Annotated in this window: 15 protein-coding genes and 1 pseudogene; 9 read left to right on the top strand and 7 right to left on the bottom strand. The window is 55.8% G+C overall.

What is annotated here, in order from left to right:
- Positions 1-4: 4 nt before the first annotated feature.
- A pseudogene (locus CXQ93_RS21285) lies at positions 5-271 on the top strand (DUF1016 N-terminal domain-containing protein); the annotation flags it as partial.
- Positions 248-865 carry a PDDEXK nuclease domain-containing protein gene (locus tag CXQ93_RS21280; protein ID WP_308470633.1) on the top strand — a complete coding sequence of 206 codons (618 nt, stop codon included), beginning with the start codon at positions 248-250 and terminating at the stop codon, positions 863-865. The pseudogene CXQ93_RS21285 and the gene CXQ93_RS21280, both read left to right, overlap by 24 nt.
- Positions 866-2,385: 1,520 nt before the next feature.
- Here CXQ93_RS21280 and CXQ93_RS20410 read toward each other — a convergent pair.
- Entirely contained in the window at positions 2,386-2,895 is a 510-nt protein-coding gene (locus CXQ93_RS20410) for a hypothetical protein (RefSeq protein WP_146073237.1), read from the bottom strand.
- Between the two features lie 482 nt (positions 2,896-3,377).
- Here CXQ93_RS20410 and CXQ93_RS15465 point away from each other — a divergent pair, with 482 nt between their 5' ends.
- On the top strand, positions 3,378-4,010 hold the full coding sequence (locus tag CXQ93_RS15465; protein ID WP_104111330.1) for a recombinase family protein: 633 nt from the start codon (positions 3,378-3,380) through the stop codon (positions 4,008-4,010).
- Between the two features lie 249 nt (positions 4,011-4,259).
- Entirely contained in the window at positions 4,260-5,150 is an 891-nt protein-coding gene (locus CXQ93_RS15460) for a hypothetical protein (RefSeq protein ID WP_104111329.1), read from the top strand.
- An 80-nt stretch (positions 5,151-5,230) separates the two neighbouring features.
- Here the strand turns inward: CXQ93_RS15460 and CXQ93_RS15455 are convergent, their stop codons facing one another.
- Positions 5,231-5,878, bottom strand: coding sequence for a LysE family translocator (locus CXQ93_RS15455; protein WP_104111328.1), 648 nt, complete (start codon positions 5,876-5,878; stop codon positions 5,231-5,233).
- Positions 5,879-6,157: 279 nt separating this feature from the next.
- Here CXQ93_RS15455 and CXQ93_RS15450 point away from each other — a divergent pair, with 279 nt between their 5' ends.
- Complete coding sequence (locus CXQ93_RS15450; RefSeq protein ID WP_104111327.1) at positions 6,158-6,610, top strand: GNAT family N-acetyltransferase; 453 nt, start codon at positions 6,158-6,160, stop codon at positions 6,608-6,610.
- Here the strand turns inward: CXQ93_RS15450 and CXQ93_RS15445 are convergent.
- The 4 genes from CXQ93_RS15445 to CXQ93_RS15430 all read right to left on the bottom strand — a co-directional run bounded on the left by CXQ93_RS15445 (position 6,605) and on the right by CXQ93_RS15430 (position 11,214).
- On the bottom strand, positions 6,605-6,796 hold the full coding sequence (locus CXQ93_RS15445) for a hypothetical protein (RefSeq protein WP_104111326.1): 192 nt from the start codon (positions 6,794-6,796) through the stop codon (positions 6,605-6,607). The genes CXQ93_RS15450 and CXQ93_RS15445 overlap by 6 nt on opposite strands.
- A 63-nt stretch (positions 6,797-6,859) precedes the next feature.
- Positions 6,860-9,241, bottom strand: a complete 2,382-nt coding sequence (locus tag CXQ93_RS15440; RefSeq protein ID WP_146073236.1) for an Ig-like domain-containing protein — start codon at positions 9,239-9,241, stop codon at positions 6,860-6,862.
- A 210-nt stretch (positions 9,242-9,451) separates the two neighbouring features.
- Positions 9,452-10,042 (bottom strand): hypothetical protein, encoded by a 591-nt coding sequence (locus CXQ93_RS15435; RefSeq protein WP_104111324.1) that lies wholly within the window; start codon positions 10,040-10,042, stop codon positions 9,452-9,454.
- A 725-nt stretch (positions 10,043-10,767) separates the two neighbouring features.
- Positions 10,768-11,214 carry a cytidine deaminase gene (locus CXQ93_RS15430; protein WP_104111441.1) on the bottom strand — a complete coding sequence of 149 codons (447 nt, stop codon included), beginning with the start codon at positions 11,212-11,214 and terminating at the stop codon, positions 10,768-10,770.
- 357 nt (positions 11,215-11,571) lie between these two features.
- Here CXQ93_RS15430 and CXQ93_RS15425 point away from each other — a divergent pair, with 357 nt between their 5' ends.
- The 3 genes from CXQ93_RS15425 to CXQ93_RS15415 all read left to right on the top strand — a co-directional run bounded on the left by CXQ93_RS15425 (position 11,572) and on the right by CXQ93_RS15415 (position 14,188).
- On the top strand, positions 11,572-12,576 hold the full coding sequence (locus CXQ93_RS15425) for a hypothetical protein (RefSeq protein ID WP_104111323.1): 1,005 nt from the start codon (positions 11,572-11,574) through the stop codon (positions 12,574-12,576).
- Positions 12,573-12,887 carry a PadR family transcriptional regulator gene (locus CXQ93_RS15420; protein WP_104111322.1) on the top strand — a complete coding sequence of 105 codons (315 nt, stop codon included), beginning with the start codon at positions 12,573-12,575 and terminating at the stop codon, positions 12,885-12,887. Before CXQ93_RS15425 ends, CXQ93_RS15420 begins: the two co-directional genes overlap by 4 nt.
- A 362-nt stretch (positions 12,888-13,249) precedes the next feature.
- Complete coding sequence (locus CXQ93_RS15415; protein WP_104111321.1) at positions 13,250-14,188, top strand: MerR family DNA-binding transcriptional regulator; 939 nt, start codon at positions 13,250-13,252, stop codon at positions 14,186-14,188.
- A 166-nt stretch (positions 14,189-14,354) separates the two neighbouring features.
- Here CXQ93_RS15415 and CXQ93_RS15410 read toward each other — a convergent pair whose 3' ends face one another.
- Entirely contained in the window at positions 14,355-14,912 is a 558-nt protein-coding gene (locus CXQ93_RS15410) for a TetR/AcrR family transcriptional regulator (RefSeq protein WP_104111320.1), read from the bottom strand.
- Between the two features lie 30 nt (positions 14,913-14,942).
- Here CXQ93_RS15410 and CXQ93_RS15405 point away from each other — a divergent pair.
- Positions 14,943-15,808, top strand: an 866-nt coding sequence (locus tag CXQ93_RS15405) for an MFS transporter (RefSeq protein WP_146073235.1), incomplete at its 3' end; no start/stop codon positions are given.

Genomic DNA, 15,808 nt, shown 5'->3' with positions numbered 1-15,808 from the left:
GGTACTTGATCGGCTGGCACGCGATCTACGGGCAGAATTCCCGCATATGAAAGGCTTTTCGCGAACGAATGTCTATCACATGCGTGCATTCGCTGCCTCGTGGAATGGCCCGGAACCAATTGTCCAGACACCGTCTGGACAATTGAGTTGGAGTCACAACGTCGTGCTCTTGAACAAGCTCAATGACCAAGAGTTGCGCCGATGGTACGCCTCAAAGGCTGTTGGGCATGGCTGGTCTGTCGCCGTCCTGGAACACCAGATCCTCACCAGCCTCCACAGCCGCACAGGTTCGGCCCCGAACAACCTTGAAGCAAGACTGCCCGGAGAAGGCACCGACCTGGCAAGGGCTGTTGCCAAGGACCCCCTGATATTTGACTTCCTCGGTCTCACTGAAGAAGCCCAGGAACATGCCATGGAAGAGGCCATGACGCTCCGGATGGCGCAGACGCTGACCGAGTTTGGCCCGGGGTTTGCCTTCGTTGGTCGTCAGCACCATCTCGACGTCGACGGAGACGACTTCTACATCGACCTGCTGCTCTACCACGTACCTTCTGACCGCTACGTCGTCGTGGAATTGAAAGCCGGCAAGTTCAAACCAGAACACCTAGGCCAGCTCAATTTCTACGCCGCAGCAGTCAACGACATGCTCCGCCTGCCCCGGCAAGCACCGACTGTCGGGATTCTCGCGTGCGGTTCCAAGAATGAGCGCACCGTCCGCTATGCACTCGACGGTTCATCCCAACCCCTGACCGTCATGTCCTACACCTACGAAGCTCTTCCTGCTAATGAGCAAGCCACTCTGCCTTCACCCGAAGCAATCACCGCAGCCCTCGAGCAAGATCACACGGACGCCTCCGAGCTGTAACGATGAAACAGGCAAAACAGACTATTTAGTGGCGTCATGTAACGCATGGGATTCGGGACACTTGGGTTATGAGACAGTCAGCGGGAAGTCCTGCTCCGCCTCGGACGACAAACAACGACGATGCAGTGGCAATTCAATATATAGAACTGCCGCACGGTTTTTTGACGGTCGGAGTTTCAGGGCTCTTCGCGGGGCCTATTCACATAATCCAGACCTGAAGTGAGCGTCACTCCTTAGCAACTCGACGTCATATTCACAGAGTTTGCATTGCCGGTCGGACTAAACATCTTTGTTCCTACATCGACTGCGTAGCGTGAACAACGATAGAGAGAATTATTCCGTACTCCTTGATTCTTGGGGAGCGAGGAAAATGGGAGGAACGGCAAATGAGTTCAATGGAGGACTGAGGCTGACTGTCATAAAATTTACCCAAGGCATCGGTGAGCCGGTGGAGGTTTTTCCCTGCTTCACAATGGAGAGAATTTGCCAGACTGCTAGCAGAGCCAGCGATCGCTATGATGACTACGAACGTGCAGCGGAGTTCTAGGTAGAAGATTTCTGGATCTACTGCCGCGTAGGTCCTTGTGACGAGCGGTCTGATGAATATTTGAGCCAAAATCGCCGCACGCGCAGGGACGACGATTGGCGATACGCAGGAGTGGGATCTGGTGGATATTCAGGGTTCATCCAAACACAGCAATCCGGCTTCTTGCTTCATCCTCGCGTAGGTGGAACCACCAGAGCATTGCCCCAGCCGCGAATAGCGACCAAGAAGCCCTAAATTTGACCAACGGGTGTGGCCACCAACATCAATATTGGTGGCCACACTGAATAATTGAACCGATCCAGGCTAGTCGACGCTCTTCGATGATCCTGCATCGAATCAGCTGATAGATATTTCAGTCTCTATGCGTAAAGACGTAACTACCGGACCTGTGTTGATTTGAAATCATGATTTGCCGGCTTAGACAAAACCTACCCATGACAGATATCCGTAAGGTGTTGTTGTTGCACCAGTTCCGGAACCGCTTTCTTGATTGGTGACAACGCAATTATTGTTGTAGGTGGTTGCGGACCAGTTAAATGATCGTCCTTCAGATCCAAGCTCTATGTACCCACCCTCAGCGGGAATAGTTGCGTTTACAGAATAGGTTGCGGTGCTGGTAGTCGAGGCACTGAGCGTAATACCAGCACTAACGGAGGCCTTGGCAAAAATTGCTCCCGCCTCAACACTCGTTGATACGGTTACTGATCCAGTGACAGTTGAAGATGTCCCCACTGCGATCGTGAGGTTTGCACCCGGGGAACCTGGCAACTGATACGAACCAGGTACGTATGCTCGATTTACATTGGTGACAGAAAGGTCTGGAACACCACCGTTGCACAATCCATAAGGGGAAGCGCCTCCGCTAACATCAGATGCATTCGCGGATGCTACCCCGGTCAACGCTAAGGCGCAGGCTCCGAGGAGCGCCGTTACACTTCTTAATATTTTCATCGTCTCTTCCTTACTAGTTTAATTACTTGTAAAAAATTGTGATCCAATATTTTGCTGAGCTTTGAGCATTAATCGAGAGCTTGTTTTCTTTCTCAGGATTATCAACAGGGAAGTCCGCTGAAGGTGTGATGTCCAGCGAACAAAGTGCACCACTGCTAGCAGGTGTCACTTGGTCAATATGCACTTTCCAGTCCCCAGAAGAGCAGTTAATGACTAACCCGATCCGTGTCTTTCCTTCAGGCAGTGCAGGAATAGTGAAGGTTTTATCTCCATCGCCAGTGCTTGTTTGAACTACAGAAGCAGTTGGATTCTGGTCAAGAAGAACCTTTGACTGAGCGCCAAAGACGGTTTCATCGCTCGGCAGTGATACCGATGAAGAGCCGGTTGTACTTGCAGACGTAGATGTTGTACTTGCAGACGTAGATGTAGATGTAGAGGACGAAACTGGTGTATTGACTCCAGTACAAGCCCCAAGAGTTGCGACAGTTGCCAGTGCCACAATTCCTACTGCGAATTTACTAATCGGCTTCATCCGTTCACCCTTCCGCTCCTACCTGAAAGTAACCTGTGAATTTTGACGTCAATCTGGGAAAACCCTGAGAGCCAAAGGCTAGGAGGTGTAGAAGACTTTTCTCCTTCGACTCAGCCGCTACGGCTAGCACGCCCCCTAACGGGTCAACGAAACTGAGGCACAAAAGACGGCAATTTACCCGTCACCAAGAAGGAAAAATCAACACATTGACACACTTCCGCGAGGCACTACTCCTCTCCATAGGACACAACCACGCCAAGCCTGACTGGGGAACGGCCCTAACTCCAATAATCCCGGTGTCTCGTAACCCTAGGGTTTCAAGACGTCTCACCGACTACCCCCGACTCCCCCAGGCGCATGCTTCAAATCCTGCAAGATCACAGGGAATTGCCTTCAACCATTTTTTCTCGTAACTATGTCTCGAAACTATCTGATTGAATTAGTGTGTTCACTATTAGTTATGAGACACATTGGAGTGCCCTGTGGGGAAATTAATCGGTTACGCGCGCGTATCGACGAAGCAGCAATCTACCGACCGGCAGCAAGCTGACCTTCTCGCCGCCGGCGTCCGGGCAGATGACCTCTATATTGATCAGGGCGTTTCTGGAGCGAGAGCATCGCGGCCTCAATTCGACCGGGCACTCGATGCTCTGATTGCTGGTGACACCTTGGTAATCACCACACTGGATCGACTCGGGCGATCTACCCAGAACATGCTGACCCTCGCGCAAGAGCTCAACAAGAGGGGCGCGGGCCTACGCGTTCTCAACCTCGGCGGCGGCGATGTAGACACATCAACACCCATGGGATCGATGCTCTTCACCATCATGGCCGCCTTGGCACAAATGGAACACGATATTAAAAGCGAACGCATCACCGACTCCATTAATAAGCGCAGAGCAGCAGGCAAAGACCTCGGTGGCCGTCCCCGCCGCATCACCGACAGCCAAATCCAGAATGCCATCCGCCTCATAGAGAGCGGAGAACCCACAGCCCAAGTCACCCGCGACCTTGGAATGTCCCGCGCTACCTTCTACCGACGCGCACAAACACTCATCCCACCAAAGTCCATGCAGAACACCCAAGAAGCCCAACCCACTCCCCCACTCGGCTGAACGACACTCAAAGACACCTAGCCCGTACCGTACGACGCCCCGTCACCGGACAGCTCACCGGGCCACCCCTACGGGACAGTCCAAAATCCGCCATCACATAACCGCAGGTCAGGAGATGGTTCGTCCGGTGAGGGACCGGCTTGCGGGACACGCTGCGACGCGGTCTGTTCGGTAGACGTGTGACGCTGCTGAATTAACTGGACTTGAGCAGAACTGACGACCATGGGATAGAGGGCATAGGGTGAGCCCATGACCATGACAAGAATTGCAATCGACAGATCCACTATTGAGCCTTGGGTTGCAGTGGCCCACTCGTCGCGGCTGTTGCTCGATATTCTTGCGCAGATTGGTGAGCCTAAGATCGGTTCAAATTTTGACGTCGTCAACGCTCATTACCCTCCCGAACGGTCTTCCGACTGGTGCCGAGAATTTCTAACTGCTGGTATCGAACACATGACAATGTGGGCAGATCATGTGGCACCTCTTCGATTCGACGAGGAAGCACAGGTAACCCATACTTTCCGTCCAGTTCAAACTCTGTCCCGTGCTGCAATCGAGGCTGCTTCGCAGGCAGTTTGGATGATGAACGGCGAATCTGCGCGTGAATGCGCCCGGCGGCATATCTGCCTCTTACTCGATGATCTAGACGAGCAGCGAAAGGCCGCAATGGGCGATGAACGAAAGGCACGCCTTAAGGCAGCCCGCCAAGTCGTACTAGAGAGGCTTGAGTCCGTCATAAGCGAGAAAGACATAGGACGGTTCCCGGGATACATGGCCATCGTCAAAGAAGCCGCTGCAACTGTGGCTGTTAAAGGGAAAGTGGATGCTGATCTGGCCGACCCGGACGTGGTTGAACGCCTATGGCGAGCATCGGCAGGATCAGCCCACGGCAAGAGGTGGCCGTCGTTGGAGCTGCAAGTTGTAAACCCCGGGAAAGAGATACTGCCTGGCCTATATGAAACTGATAGGGCCCCTGACCCCCTGGCTATTACTAAAATTCTCAAGGTAGCGGACGCGGTGCTTACCTATGGTGTTCTGCGATTCGCTGACTATTCAGGCTATGAACCGCAACTGGCGAAAATAATTAGTGATGCTCAGGAGCGACTGGTTTCAGTCATTCCTCGACGCACCGACTTGTAAAAGCGACCAAGCATCAAAGCTTACTCAGACTAAAGACCACCCTCCTTGAATGAATCGCACTGTGCCGAAATGTGTTCGACTTACGGGGCTACAGCTGGTGCAGGAGCATCAATCGCGAGCTTCACACCGATCGCACCGAGAAGCGTGCCAGTTACCAACTTCTGCCACCGCATCCACGTCGGCTTACGCTGCAGGAATGTTGCGACTGAACCTGCGGCGACAATAATCGCACCGTTGACCGCGACGCCTATGAAGATCTGGATCGCACCGAGCTGAAAGCATTGCGCCACGATGCTGCCAGCAGCGGGGTCAATGAACTGAGGGATGAGCGCGAGATAGAGGATCGCGACCTTTGGGTTAAGAAGATTCGTCAGGAGCCCCATACGGAAGAGCTTGCCGAACGAGTCGCGCGGAAGCTCGCTGGTCTCAAACAAAGACTTCCCTCCCGGACAAAGCGTCTTGTAAGCAAGCCAGAGGAGGTAGACCGCACCAGCGATCTTCAGTGCGATGAACAGCCACGGGACAACGAGGAACACCGCTGCTAACCCGAGGTTTGCCATCACCATATACACGGCGAAGCCAACTGCCGTACCGGAGAGCGACATCATCCCGGCGCGCCATCCCTGGCTAATACTGCGCGAGACCAGGTACATCATGTTCGGCCCAGGTGTGAGTGCGAGCCCAAGCTCGATCAGAACGATGCCAGCTGCGGCGGACAACGAGATCATGCATACTTCTTCCATTAGGCGAGTTGGGATGAGCATCGGCCTCGACGCCAACCTGTGCTCAGTTTCCCACTCAGGAGTCACCATATACAAAGGCCGGCCATTAAGCGGCAGCAGACTCAGACGATTGCGGTTCGCGCCGTACTGTTGTCCCGCAGAAGGTTTCGATTACGGATGCCGGAGTGCTGCGCCGACGAGTCTTAAGAATGGCAAACAGACCATTATGGGGGACATGAAATTGGGCTCACTGACTCTGGCGTAGTCCTAATAGATACTTGACACATGCGAACTATCAGCAGCGAGCGATTGATCATGCGGCCATGGGAGTTAGGCGACGCCGACTTTCTATTTGACCTAGAGTCCCGATGGGAGACTGTTAGATTCCTCGGGCCTCAGGCTAAGCCGATGACGGATCGCTCCGAAGCTGTCCAATCGATCATTCGTCGTCGCGCTATTGACGACCCGGTTCACGGGATCTGGATCATTACTTCTCGCGAATCGGGTGATTTGATCGGGAATATCCTGCTCAAACCGATCCCGCTCTCGGCAGGTGTAGAAGATGAAGCTCCCGTGGAGATCGGCTGGCATCTACATCCCGACGCCAAAGGCGCAGGCTATGCAACTGAAGCAGCCAGTGCTGTCATGACGGACGCAGCGAACAACGGGCTCCACTCCGTCGTCGCAGTTACTGATCCGCTCAATGCACCCTCACAACGAGTATGCCAACGCCTATGAATGAAGCCGCTCGGTGTCACCGACGCCTACTACGACGAACCCAACCTCTTGTTCGAAAAAATGCTGTCCCACTGAGCGTTCCCGCGTGGGCACGCCATCGATATCGTTGCCGTCGATGCTTTGAGCGATCCGACCACCCGGCGCCTGACCGGCTCCCTGGCCCTCTGCGGGATACTCATGTTGCATCTTGAGTTTTCAATCCTTAATGGATTTGACCGTACCGCGTTCCGATCGGCTGAAGTTGTGAGATTAGAAGTCCCGGTCCAAGGGAGGCGTCTCTGTCACTGGTGTTGTGGATGAAGCAGCACCGTTGGTGTTTCGTACGGAGGAGAGGGGACTCCACACCATGTTGGCCGATGTCGTGTTCGTGCGCAGGCTGCCGGAACCACTGGCTACACTGCCCACCGTGACGCTAATAACGGTGCGGGGAATTCCATTGATCGTGACCGTTGAAGCAGTCATGGTTGCGTTCAAATAGATAGTCCTGAAAGTCTTGGCGAAGTTTCCCTTGGTATTGACCGATCCCAAGTTAACAGAGCTACCAGAGCGTTGGATGTCTATGGTGTCCCCACTGTTCCCCTGCCCCAATAGATTCCCGTCACGTACGCGCATGGTCACGGGGACCGGTGCTCCGTTCCAGCTGGGTGTCACGGTGTGGAGGTTCACCAGTTGGCTATAGCTGAAATTCATGGTGTCGCCATTGTCGATTCGGCCGGCGGTCCCGGGACCGTTAATGGTTTGAATATCGGCTGCTCGCAAGGGGCTGTTATCCACCCGGCGATTGGTAATGGTGCTGGAGACGGTTTCTTTGCCGGTGGCATCTAGCAGGATTGCGCGGACGTCGAATAGTCCATCGGTCACCGTGGCAGTATTCCAAGGACAGGAGAAAGGCGCCGCATTTACGCTGCATCGCGTGGTCCAGGTTGTGGTCCCCGCTGGTGCTGTTTGAATACGGACATTGTTGATGCCAGCGGTGGAGTTGGCGAAAGCTCGAAGGGTGACGGTACCCGTAAGGTATGCGCCGGGATCTTCTGCTGAGACTGTGGCCACTGTGTTATCAACTGTGCGGTAAGAAGTAGCAGATGAGAGCGAGGTATTTCCTGCTTCGTCGGTGGCAACGGCACGGAAGCTGTAGGTGCCGTAAGCCATGGTGGTGGTATCGAATCGACAGGAGTATGGTTCTTCCTCCATACTGCACATGGTGACCCATGTGGAGGTGCCGGAACGGAGATACTGTACCTCTACCTGAGCCACTCCAGAGGTCGCATCTGAGGCAGTTGCTTCGAAGGTGGTGGTGCCGCGGATCGTGACTCCTGGATCTTTCAAGGAAACCAAGGGTGCAGTATTGTCCACCAGTACATCTGGGACAATATTGGAATATGTAGTACTGGTTCCAGAGACAGCCACGGCACGAAGGTCGTAGTCGTTATCAGCGATCGATGTCGTATTCCACGCACAGTTGTAAGGCGCTGTGAGTTTCTGACAGATCGGTTTCCAGTTATTGGTGTCAGCGAGGGAGTATTCCACCCGTACCGTGTAAGGGATGGTTCCAGGGCTACTAAGAGTTGTGCTGAGGTTGATAGTACCGCGGGCAGTTTCACCTAGATCGGCTAGCACCACGGCAAAGGAGTTGGCCACTGTCGTGCGGATCGGCTCGGTCGCGGTGCTGAGACCGGTTTTATCCGTCGCTGTGGCACGCAGGAGGTACGCGCCATCTGCGAGAGTCGTCGTGTTCCACGCGCATTCATAGGGTATGGATTCAGATGTGCACAGGGTGACCCATGTACCGGAAGATGCCAGAGCATACTGGATGACTACTTTACGGATACCACTGACAGCATCCGAAGCTGTAGCGCTCAAAAGCACCGTTTCCCTGACCGTGGTCCCGGGGCTCGCTAAAGCCACCGTGGGTGGCACCCAGTCGGTGGCAGCACGAAAAATATTAGCAGTATTTGCTGTAGTGGCTGTAAATGCTGCCGAGGAGAAAGCGCTGGCTCCCATCACCGTCATAGCAACCAAAGCCGTCACAATTCCAAAAGCTGCACCGAACCTCTGAATAGGTGAAGGAACAGTCTCATCGGGCCAACCCGTAGCTTGCTGGATTTGTTCGGATTCTTCCAATCCCGATGCGTCATCATCATCATCATCATCATCATCGCAGTCGTTTAGATCATTTCCGTCATGTTCACCGTCTCCGTCGTCTCCGTCGTCTCCGTCGTCACGGGGAGCATTGTCACCGACATCCTCCAATGGCCGGCGGTTAGTGACCCCGAGAACTGCGGCTGCCACGGCAGTTAGTGTCAGCAGCGACCATAAGGCAAGGGAGGGGAAGTCCCCGCTTGCTAACCACAAGCCCGGTAGTCCCACCCATGGGATGAGCAAGCGCGCCTGTCCGCTAATTTGTTCCCTGGTGATCGGGGTGCTATCAACGTCAACGTTGGCATCACCGGCCGTCACGAACGTGCCGTCCGCGTTTTCTCCCACGATGCGGTGCAAACGGGTCTTCTCAACCCCGCTTGGTTCGGCCTCCGCAGGGCTGCGGTATTCCACCACCCCACCCATGGGAACAGGACTGCCAGCATCTAACGGGGCCGCTAAGACTACGTCACCGCGTGAGATGTGCGGTTCCATAGAGCCACTTTGCACCACGGTGCCATGCCAACCGACGAGCACTGGTACTACGGCAAAAAACGCAAGGCAAAGCATCACGCCTAGATACAACCGCGAGGTGAGCGCTGCCAAAAAACGCACCCAACCATCAGCAGCGAAAAGCTCTGCAACCCAAGACGGACCCGGCACAGAGCCGGTCCTGTCCCGGATCACTATTTATGAGCTCTCAGGTTACGGGATGACCGGAGAATCGTTTGACTGGAGTTCCCACACGAGGTCGATACTCACAACTGCACCCTGCATAGCGTTGACCTGATCTTGGCTCATTCCGGTGGTGTCGAAGCGCCACGTACCACGGTAACTTTGGGTTTCCCCCGGGGCTCCTGCCGTGTCCCACTCTGCACCGCCGGTGGCGAAGTCCCGATTAACAGTGGCTAATGTAGACAGCGGAAGCTCAGGAACATCGTTGGCGGTCGGGGTGAATCCAGTGCAGTCATTGAACGAGCCACCGGTGCCTGGTTCTAGGTCGAAGAAGATCTTCGCTTCTAGTCCCTTAGAAGGAACTAGGTTCTGCGTGTAGGCGCGGACTACGCCAGGAACGGTGGAGTTAGAAGTGACAACGATGCACTTCTGGCCGGTCTGGCCCGGAACAATATTGTTCACCGTGAACGCTGCGGCACCTAAATCATCATCGGTGAGGGTCACATTGCCAGAGCTCCAAGAGTTTCCCGCATTGCGGGTGGAGGCCGTGAACGCGGCCTGTGAGCCTTGCCAGACCATACCCCCAGCGATCAAAATCGCGATGGGAGCAGCAGCAAACATGCTGATTCTACGTGTAAGAGAGGAGGGAGTACGCATTTTCTGAGACCTTGCAGTTAGACCGAATAAGAGATTTTTTACTGCTCGGTCCGCCCATCAAACATCATCAAGATGTTGACGCCCCCAAGCACTAACACTTCCACTCTAAGGGTGACGACAATTTTAATCCACTATCTGTACTAAAGGCCACAGCTCTCATCCACACCAGCTCAAGAGACAGTTAATCAACCGTTTTTGAGAACTGCATTTCGATGACGAAAATGGCCCAAAACGTTAGCCAAATGATCCATCCAACCAAAAGATCCACGCGCACTTCCGCCACGGGGAGGAAGAGCAGGAGGTTGCCTAAGCCTCGGGCCTGTGGCCTGCACCGAATAACGCATGCGGTTAAAATTTCTTCCAATCCCCGCCAGTCGCACTGGATGTCCTCACCTGTCAGACACCGACACGGCTCCCACACGCCAGCGTCCCGTAGAGCGTTCCCCAGTGGAACACCATGTGCACTGGGACCTAAGTGGTGCCTTCTAAGCCAAACTGGCACGTGTACGGACCGGCCTACGGGACAGATGTAGACTCTGATTTCTAGGGAACCTAAAAGCTGGCACGACTCCAAATGGTCCACTTAGTGCAACATGGCTTTGCAGTTTGTAAAGCGTGGCCTTGTATTAGCCGGTGGAATGCATGAGTTACGAAATGCCAATAACGCGAGAAAGAAATGTTACCTTCGGCTATCCGTTGTGGTCCGCAGTAGTTGGCCATGCCCCATCATCGGTGAACTCCGTGGCCCAGTAGTACGGATTGACTTCAAGCAGAGTACGAGCAGCCCACCCTCCAGCTGAGCTGGAATCTGATACCGCGACTTGAACGCCAGGCCCCCAAAGTGCGAGTCTTTCTTGGCAAAGACCACAAGGAGCAAGAATCCTAACTTGGTCTTCACCGGCTGCCTTACTCACGCAAACTGAGGCGGTTACCCGTTGATCCATGTTGTACGCCTGACAGATGGCACCCGTTTCAGCACACAGGTTAGCCGCAGCATTAAAATTGTCGAGACTGATGCTAGTTAGTATTTGTCCATCTTCGAGGTACAAGGCGGCAGCGACGGCCTGCTCCGCATCCGGCCAGCGACGATTGATGTGTTCTATTGCCGCATTGACGAGTTCTTGGTTAAGTTTCATTAACGCATTCTGGCACGAACCACTCAGCAAAATGTCATTGGCTAGTTCTAACCTTTCAAGGTCCCTCGTCTGTCCATTCCGTCGTGCGTCCCTCTGAGCGTTCCGCTTACGGGGGGACACAACCAAGAGCGCATCGTCGCCGCGCAAATCCGACCTGGTACCTATCTCTCCTGTCGCGAACCCCAAGCTGTGCGGCACCTGACGTCCCCAGGCCGCTACGTCGAGGTGAGTCACCAAAGTGCACCCAGAGTAGCGTCTATCGAATCGCGGAATGGGGGTACGTGATGTCCGTGTTGTATCTGCACCAGTTTTGAGACAGTATCTAGATATAATCTATACCTAGATACTGGAGTGCGCATGAATCTGATCGACGAATGGCCCGAGCGCGACCGCCCGTGGGCGGCTCGGTACATGGTTGTAGTGTCGCGGCCCGAAGTGTCATCAGCGGCCATCGATGCCCGAGCACGCGAGTTGATCTCCGCTTTGCGTGAGGCGGATGCCCCCGCCGATGTGCTCTTCGGCGACCCCGGCGAGATCGCCGAAGAGGATGTCCGCGTCCTCGGCACCAATGAGGAGGCCGTCTCAGCTTCGGAGGGTGGCGGCCCTCGTCAGGGGCTGAGCTTTATCGGCACCGCACTCACATTCTTAGGAGTCTCCAGCGCGCTAGTCATGCTGACCCGCGGTGTCTGGCAAATTGATGTCGAGCTCGGCCCATTGTGCATCGTGCTCGGCATTCTAGGAGTGTCGATCGCGGCGAATCTCGCGTGGACGCTCTTTGTCGCAGGTAGCACTGGATGGACTCTTGTGGTCGGCGCTGGAGGTCTTGCTTACATGGCCGGGTGCATCTGGCTCGCGGCGGCCGTAGGGCCTGGCTATTTGCTGATTGCAGGGGTTCCGCTCTGGGCGCTGATGATCGGGATGGCTTTGCCCGGTGTTCTTGTCCTACTCGTCGCCCGCTTGGTTCCTCGGCGCCCCCTTCGATCCGCATGGGCAGACGATGAGTGGCTCAGACGCTTTCGCGGCGCGATGCGCAGCCAGGGAGTGTACGGGGATGTCGCTCGGGAGCACGAGCGCAGCGTGCGGGCCGGGATCGATGAGGGCGAAGGTGGCTACTATGTCGAGTTCGGTCACCCTGTCGTGTTCGCGCGATCCTTGGCCGTGGACGATAACCGCGCCGCCATTCGCCGGTGGCGATGGAGCAGCTCTTTCCAGGTGGCGGTGCCTCTGTTGATGTGCGTCCTGATTTCGTTCAGCGAGTCATTTGGCGCTTGGCGATCACCCGCAATGATCTTCCTCTTTGTGAGCGGCATAGTCACCGCCTACACGAGCTGGCGCCATCGCCCGGCGGAACAGAAAAGATGAGTCTCGCAGCCTGGCAGCGGACATCTCTGCCGATGCTGATCCTCAGCGTGCTGGAAAGTCAGCCCCGACACGGATACGGCGTCTCGCAAGCGCTTGTTGAGGTTGGCCTCCAGCCCATCAAAGGAGCTCAGTTGTATCCGACACTCGTGAAGCTTGAAGCAGACGGAGCAATCTCCGCGACCTGGGAGCCGGCAGCATCAGGTCCTGCACGCAAGGTCTATTCCATCTCCGGTCCGGGTCGCGAGCAACTCGCGACCTTGAGGCTGGAGTGGGAGAATTTTAGCAAAGCAGCCCGAGCGCTCGGCGTGTAAACGCGGCGATCTCGTCGAGTTCGATGGAGAAGCAAAAGGGAGCAGCGCTAGTGACTGGTCGGAAGGGAGTGGCGAACACGCACGTCGCGCATCTCCGTATGCGCCAGCGGGTGTCGCGCTTAGCTCACTAGAGATGCCAGTTGTCTTTGTCGCGAAACCCGGTCCGACCACCGGTTGAGTCACTTCAGGGCCGTTGGGGGTTCCCTGCGGGCAGCACCATCGATCAGGCATCGACTGCTGAGCTGGGCGGTTCAACGTTCCGGAGCCGGACCGGCTTGCGGGACGCTGTAGAACTTGGTCTTTTGGCCCCAGTTTGACTCTGCCCCTCAGGGCAACGTTTAGGGTAAAGGCAGGAGGAAAGAATGCGCATAAGTGAGTTGGCTGAATTGGCCCAAGTCTCGACCAAAGCTATTCGCTACTACGAACAGCTGGGCCTAATACAACCAAATCGATTGTCCAATGGGTACCGCGATTACTCGGATCATGACCTGAAAGTCGTCGGAGAAATACGCGTGCTGGCCGGGGTCGGCATCAATCCTGCTCGGGCCAACCCCTTCATCGAATGCCTTGACATGGGCCATGAACACAGCGATGAATGCCCTGCCTCACTAGCGGCCTATCGAGCCAGCATCGCCGAGCTGGATCGAACCATTGCCTCCCTGACTTCCCGACGCGAGCACCTAGCCGAAAGACTCCATCACGGCGCGTCCCGTACCTTCCGAACAGAGAGCCAAACCATGGCCGATAGCTCATTGACCCTTCCCAACAATCTCCCCATACCGGAAGACGACGGCGCAGCCGACCATTTAGGGGGGCTTGCCATGCCATCGCTGACCCTTTCCGCGACGGACGGCAGCACGGTAAACCTCGCGGCACTCGGAAACGGCCGGTCGATTATCTATCTGTACCCACTGACTGGTGTCCCTGGAGCGGATCTACCAGATGGATGGGAATCCATTCCTGGTGCACGTGGCTGCACCACAGAGGCCTGCGATTTCCGTGACCACCACGCGACGCTACGGGAGGCTGGGGCCGAAGAGGTCTACGGGCTATCAAGCCAGGATCCTCACTACCAGTGTGAGGTCGTTGACAGGCTCAGCCTGCCATTCCCCATGTTGTCAGACCCAGAGTTCTCCCTTGCCGACGCTTTGAAACTTCCAACCTTTAGCGCACCGGGCCATGCTCGGCTCTACACGCGCCTAACGTTGGTCGTGAACGCTGGCACCATCGAGCACGTGTTCTACCCGATCTTTCCACCCAACACTCATGCCCAGCAGGTTCTGGAATGGCTGCGGAGCTAGCTAGCCACCAGGAAATCCAAGCCACTTTGCATGCCCCATCTGGCGGACACGCCTTCGGCCGTTGCTGGCGTTAGGCTACGCAGACATAAAGAATCAAGGCACAATTCGTCGAACCAATACCGTCCCGCTAGACGTTCATTTTGCGGGATTCCTTGTTAGGTACGGCCTAGATGGTGAGCAAATGACTGATGATCGGACGTAGCGCCGTGCAGAATTCTTCTGCCTGTTTTGGGTCATACAGCAGCCGGAGGGCGAAGCCGTCTGAAACTGCAATGATGCCAGCCGCAGCGGCTTTCGGCTGTGATATGCCGAAAGTCCGCAAGGCCTCTACGAGCTGCTCAGAAGTCCGCTGGTCCTGGCTTATAAGGATGTCGGCGATCCAAGGTGTGTGGACGGCCTCGGCGGCGAACGCGTTCCACGCTATGGCCTCCACCCTACGCAGCGGGTCGAGGGGTAACGTCTCCTCGATCATGCGAACCAGGTAGTCCACGGGGTCTCCGTCGAAAGGGATGGCGTCCATGCGTGCCTCGGCCCGGGAAACAACCAAATCGACGGCGGCGCGTAGCAGGGCTTCCTTAGTGGAGAACGTCTTTTGCAAGGCTCCGACGGACCAGCCCGAATCTGCTGCCACTGCACGAATGCTGACGGCTTGGATGCCACCGCGGACTATTAGGTCCAGGACCGATGCGGCAAAGACGTCCCTCTTGTTTACCTCCGTACTCATGATCCTAGAATACGTGTGTATTCTAGGATCATGAAATCGCCGTCAAGTACCAAAAGTGCTCCCGTGCGCCAATCCTCAGCGAGGTGGGCGGCCGCTTTGGTCGGTGGCCCGGCGGACTTGCTAGATTTCCTGATTCCCTTATGGGCGGGCGCGGCACTCGGGCTGGATGCGACGGTGATCGGGCTGTTGCTTGCTACGGAACTACTTGTCTCCTTTGCTGCCAGGTTCCCCGCCGGGCTACTGGCCGATGTGTGGGAGCGCCGGAATATTGCAGCTGCTGGCGCAGCGCTGTATGGGATTTCGTGCGCTGGATACGCACTATCTACCGATCCGGCGATGGCATTTATCTCCGCGGTGCTCGGAGGGCTTGGGGGTGCACTGTTCTGGGTGTCTTTGCGAGCTATAGTCAGCGAGTCGGCGGGCTCAGATTCGTTTGCCTTCCCTAAGCTGATGACGTGGCAGGAAACCGGATCATGGGTGGCCTTCGTCGCCGGCCTGACACTGATAAGTTCGCTTAATTTCCAAGGTGTTTTCTTGGCCGCCTCCGGCGCATGCTTCGTCGCGACGGTGATGATCGCAATCATTCCTCGACGCCCCTCTGCGTCCCCGAAACAGGCAGAGTCGGCCTTTCCGACGCAACGGTTACGGCCGATGCTGGTTGCCACCGCGCTAACCTCGCTGGCTGAAGCGGCCATTGGATTGCTGTTGCTGCTACACCTTCAAAAGGCCTTCGATCTCGACGTGGTTTCCATCGCGCTGGTGTTCCTGCCTGGAGCCATTGTGATGAGTCTGATACCAGGGCCCGCGCACCGGCTCACAATGCGCATCGGGCGGCGCAGGGTCTCCGCTATCGCCGCGCTATCCAGTGCCACATTCGCGTTCGCACTGGCCTTCGC

The sequence above is a fragment of the Arthrobacter sp. N199823 genome, from assembly GCF_002929705.1.
GTDB lineage: Bacteria > Actinomycetota > Actinomycetes > Actinomycetales > Micrococcaceae > Specibacter.
This window is presented reverse-complemented; position numbering and strand designations above follow the sequence as displayed.